The 17,754-nt window shown below is 43.7% G+C and carries 13 protein-coding genes and 4 pseudogenes; 1 reads left to right on the top strand and 16 read right to left on the bottom strand.

The window, feature by feature from the left end; translation table 11 throughout:
- The first annotated feature begins 385 nt into the window (after positions 1 to 385).
- Entirely contained in the window at positions 386 to 790 is a 405-nt protein-coding gene (locus O9H85_RS03090) for a CBS domain-containing protein (RefSeq protein ID WP_269879835.1), read from the top strand.
- A 207-nt stretch (positions 791 to 997) separates the two neighbouring features.
- On the opposite strand, the pseudogene O9H85_RS37430 reads toward O9H85_RS03090, so the two are convergent.
- From O9H85_RS37430 to O9H85_RS03170, 16 genes and pseudogenes are all read right to left on the bottom strand, one after another.
- Positions 998 to 1,449, bottom strand: a pseudogene (locus O9H85_RS37430) (hypothetical protein).
- Between the two features lie 439 nt (positions 1,450 to 1,888).
- Positions 1,889 to 2,036, bottom strand: a pseudogene (locus O9H85_RS03100) (GNAT family N-acetyltransferase); the annotation flags it as partial.
- A 74-nt stretch (positions 2,037 to 2,110) separates the two neighbouring features.
- A pseudogene (locus O9H85_RS03105) lies at positions 2,111 to 2,449 on the bottom strand (MarR family winged helix-turn-helix transcriptional regulator); the annotation flags it as partial.
- A 100-nt stretch (positions 2,450 to 2,549) separates the two neighbouring features.
- Complete coding sequence (locus O9H85_RS03110; RefSeq protein WP_269879836.1) at positions 2,550 to 4,673, bottom strand: glycoside hydrolase family 3 protein; 2,124 nt, start codon at positions 4,671 to 4,673, stop codon at positions 2,550 to 2,552.
- 45 nt (positions 4,674 to 4,718) lie between these two features.
- Positions 4,719 to 6,311 carry a glucose PTS transporter subunit IIA gene (locus O9H85_RS03115; RefSeq protein ID WP_269879837.1) on the bottom strand — a complete coding sequence of 531 codons (1,593 nt, stop codon included), beginning with the start codon at positions 6,309 to 6,311 and terminating at the stop codon, positions 4,719 to 4,721.
- Between the two features lie 161 nt (positions 6,312 to 6,472).
- Positions 6,473 to 7,576: a Ger(x)C family spore germination protein gene (locus O9H85_RS03120; protein WP_269879838.1), complete on the bottom strand. Its 1,104-nt coding sequence runs from the start codon at positions 7,574 to 7,576 to the stop codon at positions 6,473 to 6,475.
- On the bottom strand, positions 7,573 to 8,676 hold the full coding sequence (locus O9H85_RS03125) for a GerAB/ArcD/ProY family transporter (RefSeq protein ID WP_269879839.1): 1,104 nt from the start codon (positions 8,674 to 8,676) through the stop codon (positions 7,573 to 7,575). Before O9H85_RS03125 ends, O9H85_RS03120 begins: the two co-directional genes overlap by 4 nt.
- A gap of 38 nt (positions 8,677 to 8,714) precedes the next feature.
- Positions 8,715 to 10,085: a spore germination protein gene (locus tag O9H85_RS03130; protein WP_269879840.1), complete on the bottom strand. Its 1,371-nt coding sequence runs from the start codon at positions 10,083 to 10,085 to the stop codon at positions 8,715 to 8,717.
- Positions 10,086 to 10,317: 232 nt separating this feature from the next.
- Positions 10,318 to 10,473, bottom strand: a pseudogene (locus O9H85_RS03135) (sigma factor); the annotation flags it as partial.
- Between the two features lie 168 nt (positions 10,474 to 10,641).
- A complete protein-coding gene (locus O9H85_RS03140; protein ID WP_269879841.1) occupies positions 10,642 to 11,010 on the bottom strand; it encodes a RidA family protein in 369 nt (122 codons plus the stop codon).
- Positions 11,011 to 11,037: 27 nt separating this feature from the next.
- Entirely contained in the window at positions 11,038 to 12,081 is a 1,044-nt protein-coding gene (locus tag O9H85_RS03145) for a serine hydrolase domain-containing protein (RefSeq protein WP_269879842.1), read from the bottom strand.
- Between the two features lie 4 nt (positions 12,082 to 12,085).
- Entirely contained in the window at positions 12,086 to 13,237 is a 1,152-nt protein-coding gene (locus tag O9H85_RS03150; RefSeq protein WP_269879843.1) for a M20 family metallopeptidase, read from the bottom strand.
- A 4-nt stretch (positions 13,238 to 13,241) separates the two neighbouring features.
- Entirely contained in the window at positions 13,242 to 14,495 is a 1,254-nt protein-coding gene (locus O9H85_RS03155) for a threonine synthase (RefSeq protein WP_269879844.1), read from the bottom strand.
- Positions 14,496 to 14,507: 12 nt separating this feature from the next.
- The gene (locus tag O9H85_RS03160) at positions 14,508 to 15,356 is read right to left on the bottom strand and encodes an ABC transporter permease (RefSeq protein WP_269879845.1); all 849 of its coding nucleotides are present in this window, start codon (positions 15,354 to 15,356) and stop codon (positions 14,508 to 14,510) included.
- A gap of 12 nt (positions 15,357 to 15,368) precedes the next feature.
- Positions 15,369 to 16,286: an ABC transporter permease gene (locus O9H85_RS03165; RefSeq protein WP_269879846.1), complete on the bottom strand. Its 918-nt coding sequence runs from the start codon at positions 16,284 to 16,286 to the stop codon at positions 15,369 to 15,371.
- Positions 16,287 to 16,317: 31 nt separating this feature from the next.
- Positions 16,318 to 17,661, bottom strand: coding sequence for an ABC transporter substrate-binding protein (locus O9H85_RS03170; RefSeq protein ID WP_269879847.1), 1,344 nt, complete (start codon positions 17,659 to 17,661; stop codon positions 16,318 to 16,320).
- Positions 17,662 to 17,754: the final 93 nt, after the last annotated feature.

Genomic DNA, 17,754 nt, shown 5'->3' on the forward strand with positions numbered 1-17,754 from the left:
TTGTGCTACATGGGTTTCTTTCGCTATATCGATTCCCACAATTAGGTGAGTGGTGGAAATTCGTTCGATCCGTTGATTTTGAGCGTCTGATTGTTTAAACTTCATAAAAGAGCGCCTCCTTGATGGTGTTGGGTTTAACCCGTTGACAGACCCATCATACCGAGGCGCTCCTTTTTTTTCAAAGTCCATTTCTTAGGACTAACAGGAATGTTTAGTTCAACAGATTGCCGATGATCCAGTACCTGGCGATTTCAGTAACTCATTTCACTGGACCGAAGAAGCTCCACACTATTTCCCACTTTGCTAACTTAGAATCTTTACCTGTCATTTACCACATGCACCGCGCGGCGAAATGTGCTTTAATATACCAAAGGAGTGTGATACAGTGGACATCAAATCTTTTCTATATCCCAAGAACGAGGTCTCTTACATCACGACATCCTCCAACCTGAAAGAAGCCTTAGACAAATTGGAGGCATGCCACTATACGGCCATTCCGATATTGGACGACAATGGAGTATATTTCGGAACGCTTTCTGAGGGAGATTTGTTATGGAAGATGAAGGCCACGCCCGGCCTCGATTTCGATTCGATGCACGAAATTCCCGTCGTCTCCATCGAAAAACGAATGAAAATCGAATGCGTCGCGATCGGGGCCGATTTGGACGATATGCTGACGCTGGCGGCGGATCAGAACTTCGTTCCGGTCGTAGACGACGATCGCGTCTTCCTTGGTATTATTCGCCGCAAAGATATAATCGAATATTATACCCGAAATATTACGGATTAGTTGGAGAGACCCAATCATGTGAAAATGATCGGGTCTTTCTTTTGCTGGGCAACGATATTCCTGAGCTTCCACTCTACGGATTTCCCTTAAGGCAGCTTAGATTTAAATATCCAATCGTTTTCGAATGATCTGCCGGGCGGGTCCCACTTATCTAGCTATCCCGCATTTTCAACCGAGCAGCATCGCTCTCGAATAAGTTCGTGACCTTCAACTCTCGGACATCATGATACTTTTCACCTGGATGGGCCCGATGAGTCCGCTTGGTTCCTGCTGCACAAAGGACGACAAAAAGTCACGCTGATCTTTCACCAACGTATTTGTAACTTCAATGACAAGCTTATTTTTACCCTTTTTTATCAGGCCATTGATCTCTACGCGGTATGGAGGACAGATGCGTACCCCTGCTTGCTCGCCGTTTAACCACACTTCATATTCTTTGATGAATTCGTTCAAAGAAGTCCTGATTTGGGACGTATAAAGAGCGGCGAATTCTTGAGAGGAATCCTCAAGCCCCGCTGCCGATTGGTGAAGATGATGGCGCTTACACCAAGCAGGGGAAGGACACAAGCCAGAAGGTAGCCTGCCATTAATTTGTTTTGGAACTTCATGTTTCCTCTTATCATTAAGACTGCCTTTCGTATCCAACTATTGTGCTCCATACCTAGCACTTCCTTTGTCAAACGTCTTCTCTAACTATTGTACATGCCGTGATGCATCGATGCTACCGAAGTATCTTAGGTAGAAGACGGTGATTTCAATTGTTCTCGCGTCAGCCAGTTACTACAGTCTTAAAAGACATGGTAATTGCCCCATCTTTGTATTCGTTTACATGAAAATATACTTTAGGGATATTAATTAATCAAAGGGGCATTTTTAAGTTTATACAAGGGCATTTTTATGATTTAAACTTAAAAACGACCTGTTGAATAATTTTTTTCCAAAAAATAAAAAAAGCCGCGATTTACGCGGTTATTAATGAGATATGTTCTTGTCAGCCGACACGTTAATCTGATTCTTCCATACCACACATCATAATTATTGCAGAAAGCTGAATATTATTTCAGAGAAATGTTATATGAGTGTTTTGGTCATTATAAAATTAAAATAAATAAAATCAGAATTCCGAAGAGATATTAGATAATTCTTTTTCTAATTGCTTTAAGTTAAATGCTCTTTTCAAGTAGGCTTTCATATTTTCAGGTGAATTTTGATTCTTAAATGTCTCATTAAATGTTTCAACACTAATTTCTTGAAGTAAGCCTAGATCTTCAAACGTGCACTTTTTAAGGTTATAGTCATTTTATTTGTCCTCCTTTTAATTCAATAATTTCTCTTGTTTCCCTTTTTTACAAACTCCCAGTCTTTTTCTACATTTTTTCTGACTCTTTGCAGCAGGTTAAAAATGGTTTCTACTTCACTTTCGGAGAATCCGGATAGTGCGACCCTATTGGAATAATCGTTTTCCCTTTTTATTAAAGGGTAACTAGTCTTCCCTCTCTCCGTAGGAAATAGTTTTTTAATTTTTTAGTTATATGGATCATCATTCTTTTCAATAAATCCATTAATCTCAAGTTTCTTTATAGCACGAGCAGCTGTTGTTCGGTCTACCTTTATCATTTCAGCTAACTTTTCTTGTATAATTCCTGGATTTTCACATAAAGAGATCGCCAGCAATCCGAAAAAGATAGACATCCACAGAAAGCGTCCGGCATCCACTCGATTATTCACGAATAACAATTTTAAAGCATTTCTTTATTAATTAATATGTCAATCCATGACCAAGTTTATAGATATTGCCATCGCTATCTTTATAGGCATATTCGAGCCCTTCAGGCATATATTTGTCCTTGTCATAGCCTGGTACATCATTTCTAGACACACATTTACCATTTTCATCAACCGCAATAACCGCTTCACTCGCTGGCAATGTCAATGGTAAAACACCTACTGGCCGGTAATTGCCCGCTATCACTTCAAACTGTGCCCTATAGAATGTATCGTATCCGGCGATCAAGGCATCTGCCAACGGTTCAACATTTCCAAGGATCCACGGCAAAATCACATTCACACTAACAATGACTTTTCCTCCACGAACATGAACAGTGTCAGCAACTTCCTTCAGATGATCTATACCACTCAAAGTCGTTTCTTCGTACGTAGTACCATCCAAAGCAGTTAATGTTTTATTCTCACATAATTCAAGTTCTAAAAGCCCTGGTGTCGCGGTGAAATAAGCACCGGATTTGGGATGTACAATCAAAATTGCAATGTCAGCTTCTTCATACTTCTCGGTCAACGTAAATTGACTAAGCTCTTGACATTCCTTCCTTGCCTTTTCTGTATAAGAAGCTGCACGTTCCGGTTCCTTATGGAAAACCTCCACATAAATCTTCTTACCCGCAAGAGATTCAGAGGTTAAAGGTAATGTCTGATTGGAATTTTTAAGAACGGTTACTGACTTTTTATGTGCTTCATAGGCAGCGTCCCAGTTTGCTTGATTACTTACCACTGCAGCTGCATTTTCTGGTGACACATACGTACGTTCATCAAATAGTCCTAACATAAACATTTCTGTAAGGAGCCGCACATTGGCCTCATCAATACGTTTTTCACTGATCCATCCATTTTTGATAGCTGATTTAAGATTTTCAACATCATTTGTATCAGCAACCAAATCTGTGACTGCATTAATGGCTTTAGCAAAACGTTCAGCCTCGCTCATATGTTCAACACCCCAGCACATCTTATTCGTGATGCCGCTGTCGCTATTGATATAGCCTTTGAACCCTAGTTTTTCTCTAAGAATATGTTGCATGAAATAATGATTAAAGGTAAAACCAACCTCTTCGAAAGGAATTTCTTGCCCTTCAAATTCTTGAACCACACTTTTTTTGATACTTGGGATAGAATAATACGGCATAATGGATGAAGTACCGTGTTCTACCGCTGCCTGAAACGGTGGCAGGTGATATTTTTCTAAGCTTCCTGGTGTTGGGTATAAATTCCACTTTCCTTCTTCATAATGGGGATCAAATCCATTTTCCCTTGCGCCTCCACCAGGAAAATGCTTCGTTGTCATTGCAATACTGTGGTTTCCTAGGGTCTCTCCCTGAAATCCGTCAATGATGCGGCCGATGGCATCAGCTATAAACTCTGGATCTTCCCCAAACGTACCATACGTCCGTTGCCATCTAGGATCTGTGACCACATCGGCCATATACATATAACCCTTTCTTATTCCTGTAGCATCCCACTCATCATGAGCTATTTGGGCAAATTGGCTGATAAGTGATGAATCACCGCCATTTTTTATATCTCCTTTAGCTGCTGCAGCAAGTCCTAAAGTTCCCGGCCAAGTGGAAAAAATCCCAGCTGCATCATTCATCCCAAAGACGGCTTCAGCATTTTCGTTTCTTGAATTCGATGCTATTAAACAGGGAATTCCAAGACGTGTTCCCTCACATACTTCATTCATGGTATTAATCCACTCTGCCATTTGAGCTGGACTCCAATTGTCCCTATGAATGAAGTGGCGCAAATGCATGTTTTCAATGGTATGCTTAGTCCCCCATATTTTTGAAACAGCAAAAATATTTTCACCCTTTTCAACAATAGCTTCATCCAGCACACCATCATGGCTTGTCTTACTCTTATCTTCTTGAGAAAGCCCCATCTTACGGGTATTGATCAGCATCATACCCACCTTTTCATCCAAATTCATCAATGAGACCAGGTTCTCCGCACGTTCTCTTGGACTTAAACGCCAATCTTTATAAGGCTCTAATTTCCCACTATTATTCAGATCTTTAAACTTTAACCCGTCCACTTCAATGATTTTCTTTACTCTAGCTTCTAAATTCGGTTGTTTATGACTATGTTCCATTTGAATGCCTCCTATAAAGAAAGAAATGTCGATAAACTCTTTATGTTATACAATTAATGTGAGTAGGTCTTCTTTTACTTTTATTGTTTCGTTTTTTAAAATTTTAACATCATGGTATTGATTTGAATTAGTGATGACTACAGGTGTTGTTAATGAATATCCAGCTCCTTTAATTTCTTCCATATCAAACTCAAGGAGCAAGTCCCCCTGCTGTACTTTATCACCTTGACGGACATGGGATGTGATATATTCACCGTTCAATTTCATCGTGTTTAACCCGATGAAAATTAATATTTCCGCTCCACCCTCTGACGTGACTCCTATCGCGTGTTTTGTTGGAAACAAAGTTGTTACGACTCCATCTACCGGCGAATAAACCTCACCTTTATCGGGTTCTATGGTTATTCCTTTTCCAACTGTTTCGCTAGCGAAAAGTGGATCACTGAACTTGATTAACGGAATAATTTCCCCGCTTAGCGGACTTGTAATGATTTCTTTTCTGACACTAATCAAGCCTATATTATATTTCTCCATTGAAGGCTTTTTGTTTTTATCTTCATATCCGAGTACATACGTGAGCATGCATCCCAACATTAAAGCTGTCATCGTACCGATTAAATAATATCCCATTGGTGAAAAGGCAGGGATAGATAAAAAACTGGGGAGAGAAAAAACAGTCATTTTCACTCCAAGCGCCCCATTAAATGCCCCCCCAACAGCTCCAGCCACTGCTACATATATCATCGTTTTTTTATATCGCAAAAGGATTCCATAATTAATAATTTCTGTTGTACCTGCCAATACACCAGGTACAATTCCCGAACCAACGAGAGTTCTTAAGTCCTTATCTTTCGTTTTGAATAGAACACCGAACGCCACCCCAATTTGAGCAAATGGTGCTGCTGCAGCCATCCCGATAATCGGATCATGTCCAGACGCAAGATTTGCAATGGCAATGGGGATAACTGCCCAGTGAAGACCCAAAAGAGTAAGAAAGGTCCAAACAGCTCCCAACACGGCTCCTGTCAAAAGTCCGCTTTTTGAACTTAAAAATTCGATCCCTACTCTGATGCCATCTCCGACATACAAACCTATAGGACCGAAAATAAGCACGGTTAATGGCACAATTAAAACTAACGAAATCAGCGGATTGAAAAACATTTGAATGTCTTTATAAATAACTTTTTTCAAAAATTTATCTAATCCTGCATAAATAGAAACGGCAATGAAAATCGGAAAAACGGTAGAAGAATAGCTCATTAATAAAACTGGAATTCCAATGAAATCTGTCTTTGCTACTCCTTTTGCCATTAGATCCGAGAAATGGGGTTCCAAAAGAGCGGCCCCGATGGTACCACCGACATATGCGTTGGCACCGAGTTTTATGGATAAAGTAATACCAAGAAAAACAGGAAGAAAATAAAACACGGCATGACCAGCGGCAGATAAAATGGCGTATGTACCACTTTTCGTAGATACCCATCCCAGCATTGTTAATACAGCTAATAAGGCTGATAACAAGCCTGACCCTGCCAGCACACCTAAGATAGGAGAAAAACTTCCTCCGATTACGTCTAAAATTTTGTTTATCACTGACTCGGTTTCTTCCTCTTTCTTCGCTGTCAGTTGATCATTCATCTAGTGAACTCCTTTTATTCGTTAGATCTGTTTGCATTATAAAATTATACTAAGAATGTTATACTTAAAGTCAGAATAATATTTGCACTACTGGGACGATATTAGCATAATTTAAGGAGGATAAAGATATTGGATCAGCCTCCTTAGCTAACATCATGCATTTATTGAATGACTCCGGTATGAATGATCTTGATAATCGGTAATACTGTCACTTCTGCTTTTTCCCATTCACTCACCCAATGATCCTGAATTTTTTTCCAATTTTTGTACTCGAATGATCGAGCATATGTACCAAATCCTAAGGGATCGGCATGGATTTTTTGGAGTTTTTTAAAAATAGAACTATATTCTTTTTGTAATTCGTTAGCTATCCTTCCCTCTAATTTTTCATTCGAATGGGAAGAAAGGGTGTTATGCGTGATCTCTATATTTAATTTAATGGGGATTTCAAAAGCAAAATGATTATTTTTAAACGAAGTATGAATCGCTGCTTTATTGTTTAGAATATCGAAGGTTAAACTGCGAGTCGATAAAGTCTTGTTTTCTTTTGTTTGTTCCGTCAATGCTTTTAGGGTAATAGAAAGCCCAGATGTTTCGTGCAGCAGTATGTTGAGTAATCCGCTTTGCTCAGGGGATAGTATGCCTTTATATTTTCCGTCTTTATCAAACAGTGCCGTTCCTGTAATTTTGACTAATTTATCTAACTTCACTACGGGCATAAATGGTGTTATTCCTAGGTTAGTTAATTGCCGGTGAAAATTGCGTATGGTTGTTGTAGGCGTAATATGTCTTGTTTCGCCTGTTTTAAGGAGGGTGGATAGGTAGAGCAAAGGATTCGCTCTTGGAGTATAGTGCAATAAATCAGAAACGGAACCGTCAACGAGAATGACTTTGGCATTTGTATCCATCCGAACCTCACGATGTAAACTATCCAGAAATAGATGCCATTGTTCATGCTCTGCCAGTCTTTTGCTGATCAGGATGATTTGGACTTTTCTTATGCTGCTTATTCCAGAAGGTAAAGAATTAAATTTACTTTCAGCTTCAGGAAAATTCAAGGCTTTCACACTGTATTTTATCGTTTTATCTTTGGCTTCTTTGCTAAATTGAGGTGCTTGCGTATAAACCAAAAGCTGTTCGTCCTTACTCATATCATAACCAATGATCAGATCAATCAAAACGTCTTCTAAATTTATCTGGTCCATACATCCTGAGAGTATGGAAAGAGTTAATACCAATGCCATGATTCGTCGCGCGAATGTCACACACGAGTCCTCCTTCGAACATATTGGACCGTCATCATCATCCAGAGATAAATGATTGGAGGCAAACTATAAGCAATCACATATCCGAAATTAGCCCACCAATAATTAATGTTAACTGATTCCGGAAATGAGGGTTTGTAGAAGAAGGAAATAAACAAAATGAGGAGAGTATGAAATAAAGCATGCATTCTCCTAGAGATCCCAGGCATTAACTTCCCCATTCCAAATACGGCACTCCACATAAATGTCATCCAGGTCACCGAAGCCACCATAATATAAGCTGATAAATAAAGGACATCCACTCTTTCAATAAAATTAATCTGAACCGACTTCATTAAACTGACAACGGGAAGTTGATACCGTACAATTTCTTCTGGGCTAAAATAAGCAGAAGTAAGTAACGTCACTTCGAGCAAAACGATAAGTGATAACGTGTTGGCGATGAAAATCCCCTTCATTGCCTGCTCTTTTTGATTCAGAAAGGGATATAGAATAAAAGCCGTTTCAAACCCCAAAAAACACAATAATGTAGGTGTAACCCCGTGAATAACCGGTCCCCAGCCTTCCTTTAAAACTGGAAGAAGCTGATAAAAGTGCACTTCTTTAAGAACCAGTAACAAAAGTAAAGGAAGTACGATTGAAATAAGGAAAATCACTTCGTTAAATCTGCCGAGCATGGCGATCCCGTTTTTAATTACTATATATCCTGGAATTAAGAATAGCCCGGCGACCATATAAGTGGGCGTTGCCAATAGTAACCAAGATTTAATAATGAACAGAAGTGAAAAGAAAGCAGCAAAACCCGCAAAAGAATAGTAAAGGAGTACTAAAATAGCAACTCCCATCCCACCCCATTTTCCAAGATACCTCAGAGCCAAATCGAATAAAGTATCTTCAGGATGCCGCCTCATCACTCGGATCATAAAAAAACTGGAGATCATCGCTAAAACCCAACCTAGAATAACTGAAATCCAGCCATCCGTACCGGCAGTTTCCCCTAATCTGCGAGGCAGAGACAAATTTCCAATGGTTAATTGAGCACCGTGAATTATAAAAATGAATTGAAAAAGTGAGATTTGCTTCACATTATATTTATTCATTTTGGGATATCTCCTAGAAAAACGTGTAATCCATCATTTCATTTTTTTAAAGGAAATCGGACAATGAAGTCCTTCCATTGTAATAATCGTAAGGGGGCCATTGGTTTTCCAAAGGGATTTTCTAAGGATTCTAGTGAAATCAAATGAGCAATCAGTGTTAGAAAAGCAACGATGATTCCTATGAATCCAAATAATGAAGCAACCAGCATGATCGGAAAACGAATATGCCTGAGTACGGAGGCAAAATCAAAATTAGGAATGATGTAGGATGAAATGGCAGTAATGGACACGATGATAACCATTAGGTTGCTCACAATACCAGCTTGAACAGCCGCTTGTCCAATTACAATACCTCCAACAATTCCTATGGTTTGTCCTAGAGGTTGAGGCAGACGTAACCCCGCTTCTCTTAACATTTCCATTGTCATTTCCATGATAAGTGCTTCTATAAAAGGCGGAAATGGTACTTCATTGCGATATATGCCAATGGAGAGCAGTAATTTAACCGGTATAACTTCGTAGCTAAAAGAAATGAGAGCAATGTATACTGCGGGGAGGAATAGTGTAATAAAAAAGGCAATGTATCTAAAAAACCTTAAAAAAGTAGCTACAAACCATCCGCTATTGTAATCGTCTATCGTCTTGAAAAATGTGCTGATATTAATAGGGCCAATCAAAAGGCTTGGGGACAGGTCGATTAATATTGCGTAACGACCTTCCAGAAGATGCTTTGCGGTCACATCCGGTCTTTCCGTCCTTAAAAACTGAGGAATTATGGAATATCGCTGATCTTGAATATACTCCGAAAGCTCTCCTGCGTGGTATATACCGTCCGCTTTTATTAATTTAATTCGTTCTTCCAGAACCGATAATAATTCAGGAGAGGCGACATCAGATAAGTAAAGCAAGCTGATATTTGTTTCCCCTCTTTGACCCACTTGGAATTCCTTAATGCTAAGCTCCCGTTTAGGGATGTAACGGCGAATCAAAGCGATATTTTCACTTACGGTCTCTACAAAACCTTGTTGCGACCCGGTAAGCGAATTTTCCAATTGCGGTTTCTCGATCGATCTTTTGGGCCATCCTTGTGCTTCAATAATCTTAACTTGATCTTGGCCTTCAATGAACAAAATACAATTGCCATGCAGCAAAGCTTCTTCAATCACTTTCCATTGGTCAGCCTCTTGAATTTTGCCTACTGAAATCATGGATTCGGTCCCTTCAGACAATAAAGGGCTTAGTATGTGAGTATTGATAACTTTCTTATCAATTATAGAATCAATGAAAGCAAGGGCAAATTTCGTTGCCGACATTTCGGGGGCAATCTCACGGATTACCAAGTCTGGAGCATTTCTGAACATATTTTTCAGTTCATGCAAATTTGTGGATAAATCTTGAGATGTACGCATTCTTAACCACTTCATCCTATAATTTTTTTCATTAGAGCTATTACTTAATGATTTCCATTTGCAAAAAAATTATGTAATTAGTTTTTGGACACTCCTGGATCACAATTATTCGTAATAGGGAAATCAAAATATTTTTTGTTATATTCTACTGAAGATCTAGGGAAATTATTTTATTCTCTACCAATTTAATAAGCTCGTCCATTTTATGTACCTGCCTTCGTTTATACTGAAGCATCAGAATCTCGTTCTCGATACATCGCGCCGCGAAGGTTGCCAGCTTGGTGCCTTTATCCGGACTGAAGGACTCAATAGCTTTAATTAATCCGATCGACCCGATGGAAATTAAATCCTCTAGGTCTTCTCCTGTATTATCGAATTTTTTGACGATATGAACACGAACTGATGTAAAAAAAGTAGCCCTCTTCTTTTACCGGCTTATGATATTATTGTTGTTTTGCCTTCCACCCCTGGAACAACAAAAATGAGGATGAAGCGTCGCTTCCATCCTCATTTTCATATTACCTGTTAGACCTCTTCGACATGGACTTCTAAAAGCTTAAATTTCAGCAATCACATCGATCTCCACCAGAATGTTCTCCAGCTGGCTTCCTACGGTCGTCCGAACCGGATACGGCTTGCTGAAAAATTGCTGGTAAACAGAGTTGTAAGCATCGAAGTATTTCAAATCTGACAAATGCGCTGTGACTTTAACGACGTGATCCATGGTAGCACCGGCTGCGGTCAATATATTTTGAATATTTTTCAGCACTTGCCGCGTTTGCTCCTCAATCGTTTCCGGAACTGTGCCGGTTTCCGGATTCAGTGGACCCTGGCCTGCGACATATACCCGATTACCAACTTGAATGCCTTGAGAGTAAGGGCCTACCGGTCCTGGAGCAAGCGAGGTTTGGATTTCTTTTTTCATAGTCATTACCTCCAGCGTTGGGATGGATTATGATACTGCCAAGCAAACCAGGTTATGATAGATCGCTCGGATGCTTGCGATGGAATCGTTATCGCGCGAAGGGTGGACACGATTAGTTAGTAGAATGGCAAATCGATCGAGCGAAGGATCCATAAATATACTCGTTCCTGTAAACCCCGTATGACCGTAAGCTTCGTCGGAAAACAGATCCCCTGCCGGAGAATGCCGCGCGTCTTTTCCCTGCCATCCGAGACATCGGGAAAGTAGATTAGGCGGAGTGTGTCTCCTGGACATCAGTTCAACCGTAGCCGCATGCAGCCACGTCCCTTTGGATGTTTCCCCTTTGCACAGCATGGTTCTGGCCAACTGGCTCAAATCCGAGGCAGTACCGAACAGCCCGGCGTGGCCGGCAATTCCCCCGAGGTTGACCGCGTTTTCATCATGAACCTCGCCTTGTATGATTCGATTTCTCCATTGACAGTACTCAGTAGCAGCAATGCTGTCTCGAAGTTCTGCCGGAGGATTAAACAACGTTCGGTTCATTCCGACAGGCTCCAGAACCAACTCCTTCATTGTCCGGTCCAGACGCTGAGATGTAACCGCTTCAATAATATCACCAAGTATCATAAATCCTTGGGAAGTATATTCCACACTCGTCCCAGCCTTAAACCTTAATGGGAGCTGCCTCACCGCTCGCATGAGCTTATCGCGTGTATCCGCAAAATGAAATAAAGGCTGTTGACCAGGTATCCCGCTCGTATGAGTCAGGAGCTGAAACAAGGTAATACCTGCTTTATCCGAATGACAATAGTCCGGCAAAAATCGTGAAATGGTATCATCTAAGCACAGCTCTCCGGCCTCGAACAGCTTCATGATTGCAAGGGAAACAATAGGCTTGGTAACAGATGCCAAATCGAACAAGCTTCCTTCGTGAGCCGCCGGACCATCCCAAGATAATGTTCCGACCACGCCTGAGCCTAGAATGCCTGTGGAATTTCCAAAAGCATAAACAGCGCATGAGAAAGCATGTTGTTCCCGTTTTTTTAGTAAAAAATTGTGAATGACATCCATAAGCTCACTCTCCTAAGAAACGGCGCGCAATTTGTTCATAAATACCGACCGCTTGCTCAAGCTGTGTAGTTTCAACGAACTCGTCGGGAGCATGAGCCTGTGCCAAGCTTCCCGGGCCTAAAATAACGGTTGGGATACCGGCAATGGTCACCAATTTGCTCATATCACAGCCTGCGCTAAAGCCTTTGGCTTCCTTTTTTATACCGGTGACTTCTCCAGCTGCTTCTAAAGCCACATCTACAATACGTTCCGTCGCCTTCGTTTCCGACGGAATGGTTGCGACAACGACCTCGACTGACTCGAGGTGAAAGCCGGACCGACGCTCCTGCAGCCGTTCTATCATGAGCTGCAGTTCGCGGTCAGCCTTCTCGTGAGTCTCTCCCGGGATCAGCCGACGGTCAATGATGATTTCCGCGCTGCCTGGTATCGTATTCTGACGTGTGCCGCCTTGAAAAATCGTCACTGCCGCATTTGCCGGCCCTAGCTGAGGATGGGGGGCTTTCGCCAGTTCATGGCCCAGCTGTTCATATTCCGCACAAAATGCCGCTGCGTGATGAATCGCATTGTTGCCCAAATGCGGACTGCCGGAATGAGCTGATTTTCCTTGAAAGCGCAGGCGTCTCATGTAAGTTCCCTTATGGGCGATCGCTACCTCCAATTGCGTAGGCTCTCCTACAACGGCCCCATCGGCCTGAATACCTTGATTTACAAGAAATAAGCTGCCGATTCCACCCGCTTCTTCCCCCATTACCGCCGTTAATGTCAGCTTTCCTTTCAAGCCCTCCCGCTTAGCGGAAATACGCTCCATGGCGCAGAGCATAGACACCAGACTGCCTTTAGCGTCGCACGCGCCAAGACCGAAGATTTTGCCGTTTTCCACCACGGGTGTATATGGTGAATGCGTCCAGGTTTGCCCTTGTGGATTGTTCACATCCATGTGCGTGTTAAATACAAGACGGGGGCCAGTTCCAAAATCTAGAGTGACGAGGACGTTGTCTTTGCCTGGCTCGACCTCCTGCCGAACAACTTCGGCACCAAACGATTTGGCCCATCCTTCGATCCAATCGGCTACAAGCGCGACCTCTCCCGGCGGCGTAGGCGTAGGGAGCGAAATGCATTCCAATAGTGCTTCTACCACAGTTCGAGATGCTATCATAAAATCACCCCCATAACGATGTCAAAAGCCGCTGCAAATCCTCATACGAAGCTTCCAGCTGCAGATTCGTTTCAGGAATATTTTCCTGAACGAGATAAGCTTGCTTCAAGCCGCTGCCGGTAATAACGCATACCACTCTGTCGTCCTTGCGGATCGTCCCCTGACGAACGGCTTGCCGAACGGCTGCGAGTCCTGCTGCGGAGGCAGGTTCGGCACAAATTCCGTCTTTTCCGAGCAGTTTCATCGCTTCGATGATTTCATCGTCGCTCACGGCCGCAGCAAAACCTCCGGAATCGTAAACAGCCTTGAGCACACGCTTGCCACCTTGAATTTGTGAATCTGCGGCAATGCTCTGCGCAATCGTCTTTGTCGGATCACCATGTCGATCCGCTCTTTGCTTCCCCGCTTGAAAAGCTCTGGGGATCGGGGCCGTAGCCTCCGGCTGAACGGCTACCATTCTCGGCTTTGCCTTCGTCCAACCCAGCTCGTATAGCTCCCTGTACCCTTTCCAGGCGCCCCATATTCCTCCGCCTGTTCCTACCGGATGTACCATCACGTCAGGAGCGCACCAGCCGAGCTCTTCCGCGATTTCGTACGCGTAGCTTTTCATAGCCTCATGCCGAGCAGGATTAATAAAATTAACGAATTGGTAAAGACCAAGCTCTTTGACTGCTTTTTCCAGCATGAATGTAATTTCGTCCATGCTTTTAAAATAAAGCGTGGCCGTATGCGCTCCATAAAAAGCAATCAATGCTTTCTTCAGCGGATTGGCCAAATATTCCACAAGCACCGTTGCATGAATGCCCGCACGGGATGCATATGCAGCAAACGAGGCGCCCGCATTTCCGGAGCTGTAAGTCAGCCCTCGGGTAAGTCCAAGCTGTTTGGCGAAGCTTACAGCCAGACTAAAGCCGCGGTCTTTGAAGCTACCGGTCGGCAGCAGCGTATCATTTTTAAAATACAGCTCCGTAAGCCCCAGTTCCTTGGCCGCATGAACCGACTTGATCAGCGGTGTCCCTCCCTCACCAAGCGTCACAACGCATCCGGGGGCGCTGATGGGGTAGAACTCATGCCAGCGCCAGATGGAACGTTCCCGTCCTGAGAAAAGCGCGGGGCTCAGGTCACGCTTCATACCCGGCATGTCATATTGAATTTCAAGCAGTCCGCCGCAATCCGGACAAGTATTTACCGGCTGAAGCAGCTCGAAATGATGGTGGCAGCCGTCACATTCATACTCCATGGCATAAGACCAAAGCAATTGTCTTCCTCCCTATTCTTTGCGCGTTTTCGGATCCATGTAATCGCGTACCGTATCCCCGAGCAGATTGATGGCCAGTACGACCAGCATAAGTGAAAATCCTGGGAACACGGTAATCCACCAGGCTGTGTTGATATACAATTGCCCTTGACTTAACATGCTGCCCCAGCTCGGAATGTTGGCCGGTATCCCTAGTCCAAGAAAGCTCAGGGACGACTCGGATATAATCGCTGAAGCAATCTGAAAGGTTCCGATCGTAATGATGGGAGCATATATATTAGGCAAAATATGGCGGAATAAAATCCGAGAGTCATTTGCCCCGATCGTTTGGGCGGCTACTACGAAATCGCTGGTGCGAATGCTGAGTACTTCTGAACGGATGACCCTGGCGTAAGGCACCCATCCGGTAATGCCGAGCACCAGTATTAGATTTTTCATCCCACCGCCAACCACCGCCACTATGACGAGCGCCAGCAGTATGGTCGGAAAAGCGAGTTGAATGTCGGCAAATCGCATGGCGATCTGATCTAGAAATCGGTAATACCCCGACAACAACCCGATCATGGTTCCGATCACGCCCGAGAGCACTACGGCACAAATCCCTACCATAATGGATACCCGGCTTCCATAAATCAGGCGGCTTAGCACATCACGTCCCAAGTTGTCCGTGCCCAGCAAATAACCGTCAGCATGATTAGCAAGCCAGATCGGAGCCTTCAGTCGGTACATCAGATCTTGGGCGTTTGGATCATGAGGCGCTAGCAGCGGAGCAAAAATGGCGATGAGCAGGAAGATGGCCAAAAGCAAGCCTGCGATTTGGGTGACCATATGTCCTGAACGTACTAGGCGTAACCGCTTCAATGTAAACGCCTCCTACTTGTATTGAATACGTGGATCAATGAAGACATAGCAAAGATCCACCAAAAGATTAATTAAAACGAATAAGCCTGCGAGCAAAATTACCGCCCCCTGAACAAGCGGGAAATCCCGGTTATAAATGGATTGAACGAGCAGCTGTCCAACCCCCGGCCATGCAAAAATCGTTTCCGTTACGACAGAACCGCCGAGCAGTGCACCGATTTCCAGCCCGACTACCGTGACTACAGGAAGCAGCGAATTTCGAAGCGCATGCTTGCCGATAACTGTTCGCGGAAGCAAGCCTTTGGCCCGAGCCGTGCGAATATAATCGGAATTCACCGATTGAATTAACGAAGATCGAAGCAGCCGGGTAACCAGAGCCATAAGATGCAGTCCCAATGCAACCGCAGGGAGCACAAGATGCTTCGCCCCTCCAATCCCCCCAGTGGGAAACCAGTGCAGCTCTACTGAGAACAGCAAGATGAGCAAAATACCTACCCAGAACACGGGCATCGATTGTCCAATGAGCACAAGAGTCATGATGCCGTACTCTGCGGACGAATTGCGCTTGATGGCTGATATGATCCCTGCAGGGATGGCCACAATCAACGAGAAAAGGAGCGAGGCGGTCGCGAGCTCGATGGTGGCGGGAAGCCGTTCAGCAATCAGCTTGACCGTAGGCTCCCCGTACTTCAGCGACTGACCCAAATTAAATTGCAGTAGATGGTATAAATAAATGCCGAATTGTTCAATTAACGGTTTATCGAAGCCAAGCTGCTTTCGAAGACTTTCGATTTGTGCAACCGATGCATCGGGAGGCAGCATGATCATTACCGGATCCCCAGTTAATCTTGTGATGAAAAAAACGACCGTCGCCACACCGAATAGTACAAAAATTGCGTAAAAGCATCGTCTTAAAATATAGGACAGCACAGCTCATGTCGCCCCCTTTGCAGCGGAATCATTATTTAATGGATGCTCCATACATATTCAGTACGCCAGTCGGAGAAGGAGTCCATTGAATGTTTTTACGCATACCGTAAATGCCATCCAATTGGTACAAGTAAATAAATGGCGCTTCCTCTTTCAGAAGGACTTGCAGCTTGGTGAAGGCTTCTTGGCGCACCTTTGGGTCTACCGATTGCTCTTCAGTGTCGATCAGCTTATCGGCTTCGGCATTTTTCCAGCGGTTGTATCGTCTATCGCTTTTAATGTAGGATTGAAAGTTGCTTAAAGCGTCCATCGTCCAGCCAGTATTGCCGATATAATAAAGCGGCGACGCCTTCTTTGCGGTTATATTGCCTACTAGGGTTGCGCTGTCCAATAAATTGATTTTCACATTGACGCCAACTTTGGCAAGCTGTCCGGCAATCGCCTGAACGTTGTTCGAATCGGCATTCGTCGCATCAAGCGAGATGGAGAAGCCTTGCGGATAGCCGGCCTGTGCCAGCAGCTGCTTTGCTTTGTCCGGATTATACTCATATGGCTTAATCGAAGTATCGATGCCGAAATTTTGTTTTGGAATTAATGTCGACACATGGGCGGCGTGACCGCCAAGCACGGTTTTGATCATCGTATCCACATCGATTGCGTAGTTGAGCGCCTGACGCACTTCTTTTTTGGCCAAGGGTCCGTCCTGTGTCGTATCCAGCGAAATGTAGAACGTGCGGATCCATGGATTGGAGTTCACTTGCACGGAGGATTCATTTTTTAATTGATCGGCTACGTCCGCGGAAAGCGATGCTGCGATATCGATTTCTCCTGTTTTCAAAGCAGCCACCATATCGGCCGGATTGGGGATGATGCGGAACGTGAGCTTCTTAAATTTCGGTACGCCACGCCAGTAGTCGGGATTCGCTTCCATCTCCACCCGATTGTCCTTTTGCCAGGAAACGAATTTATATGGGCCTGTGCCGATCGGATTTTTGGCAAAATTGTCGTCGCCTTTTTCCTGAATATATTTAGGCGGGACTATCACACCACCGAAAAGCGTCGTTTTATTCGGCAAGATCGGATCCGGAGCGCTAGTAACGAAATTGACCGTATAGGGATCGACGATTTCTACCGACTTCACGGTATTTAATTCGACAATCGGGGATTTCGTAGCTGGATTCAGCAGCCGCTCGATGCTGAACTTCACGGCATTCGCGTCAAATGGCTCGCCGTTCTGGAATTTAACGCCTTGCCGCAGCTTGAATTGCCACGTCGTTTCGTTGAGAGTCTTCCATTCTGTTGCCAGTCCCGGCGCCAGCTTATTGTCTGCGTCTCTGGTAACCAGCGTGTCGAACATGTTGCTAAGGATGCTCATGTCAGGAATTTTCCCTTGCTTTTGCGGGTCCATGGTGCCAGCGTCGGTATCTTGGGCAACAATTAATGAATCATTTGCCGGGGAAGTACTTTT

The organism is Paenibacillus gyeongsangnamensis (genome assembly GCF_027533625.1).
Taxonomy (GTDB): domain Bacteria; phylum Bacillota; class Bacilli; order Paenibacillales; family NBRC-103111; genus Paenibacillus_G; species Paenibacillus_G gyeongsangnamensis.

Excerpts from the sequence above, each read along its gene's own strand:
- O9H85_RS03110 (WP_269879836.1), bottom strand. The coding sequence starts at position 4,673 with ATGGAACATAGTCATAAACAACCGAATTTAGAAGCTAGAGTAAAGAAA.
- O9H85_RS03115 (WP_269879837.1), bottom strand. The coding sequence starts at position 6,311 with ATGAATGATCAACTGACAGCGAAGAAAGAGGAAGAAACCGAGTCAGTG.
- O9H85_RS03125 (WP_269879839.1), bottom strand. The coding sequence starts at position 8,676 with ATGAATAAATATAATGTGAAGCAAATCTCACTTTTTCAATTCATTTTT.
- O9H85_RS03130 (WP_269879840.1), bottom strand. The coding sequence starts at position 10,085 with ATGCGTACATCTCAAGATTTATCCACAAATTTGCATGAACTGAAAAAT.
- O9H85_RS03140 (WP_269879841.1), bottom strand. The coding sequence starts at position 11,010 with ATGAAAAAAGAAATCCAAACCTCGCTTGCTCCAGGACCGGTAGGCCCT.
- O9H85_RS03145 (WP_269879842.1), bottom strand. The coding sequence starts at position 12,081 with ATGGATGTCATTCACAATTTTTTACTAAAAAAACGGGAACAACATGCT.
- O9H85_RS03150 (WP_269879843.1), bottom strand. The coding sequence starts at position 13,237 with ATGATAGCATCTCGAACTGTGGTAGAAGCACTATTGGAATGCATTTCG.
- O9H85_RS03170 (WP_269879847.1), bottom strand. The coding sequence starts at position 17,661 with ATGAGCATCCTTAGCAACATGTTCGACACGCTGGTTACCAGAGACGCA.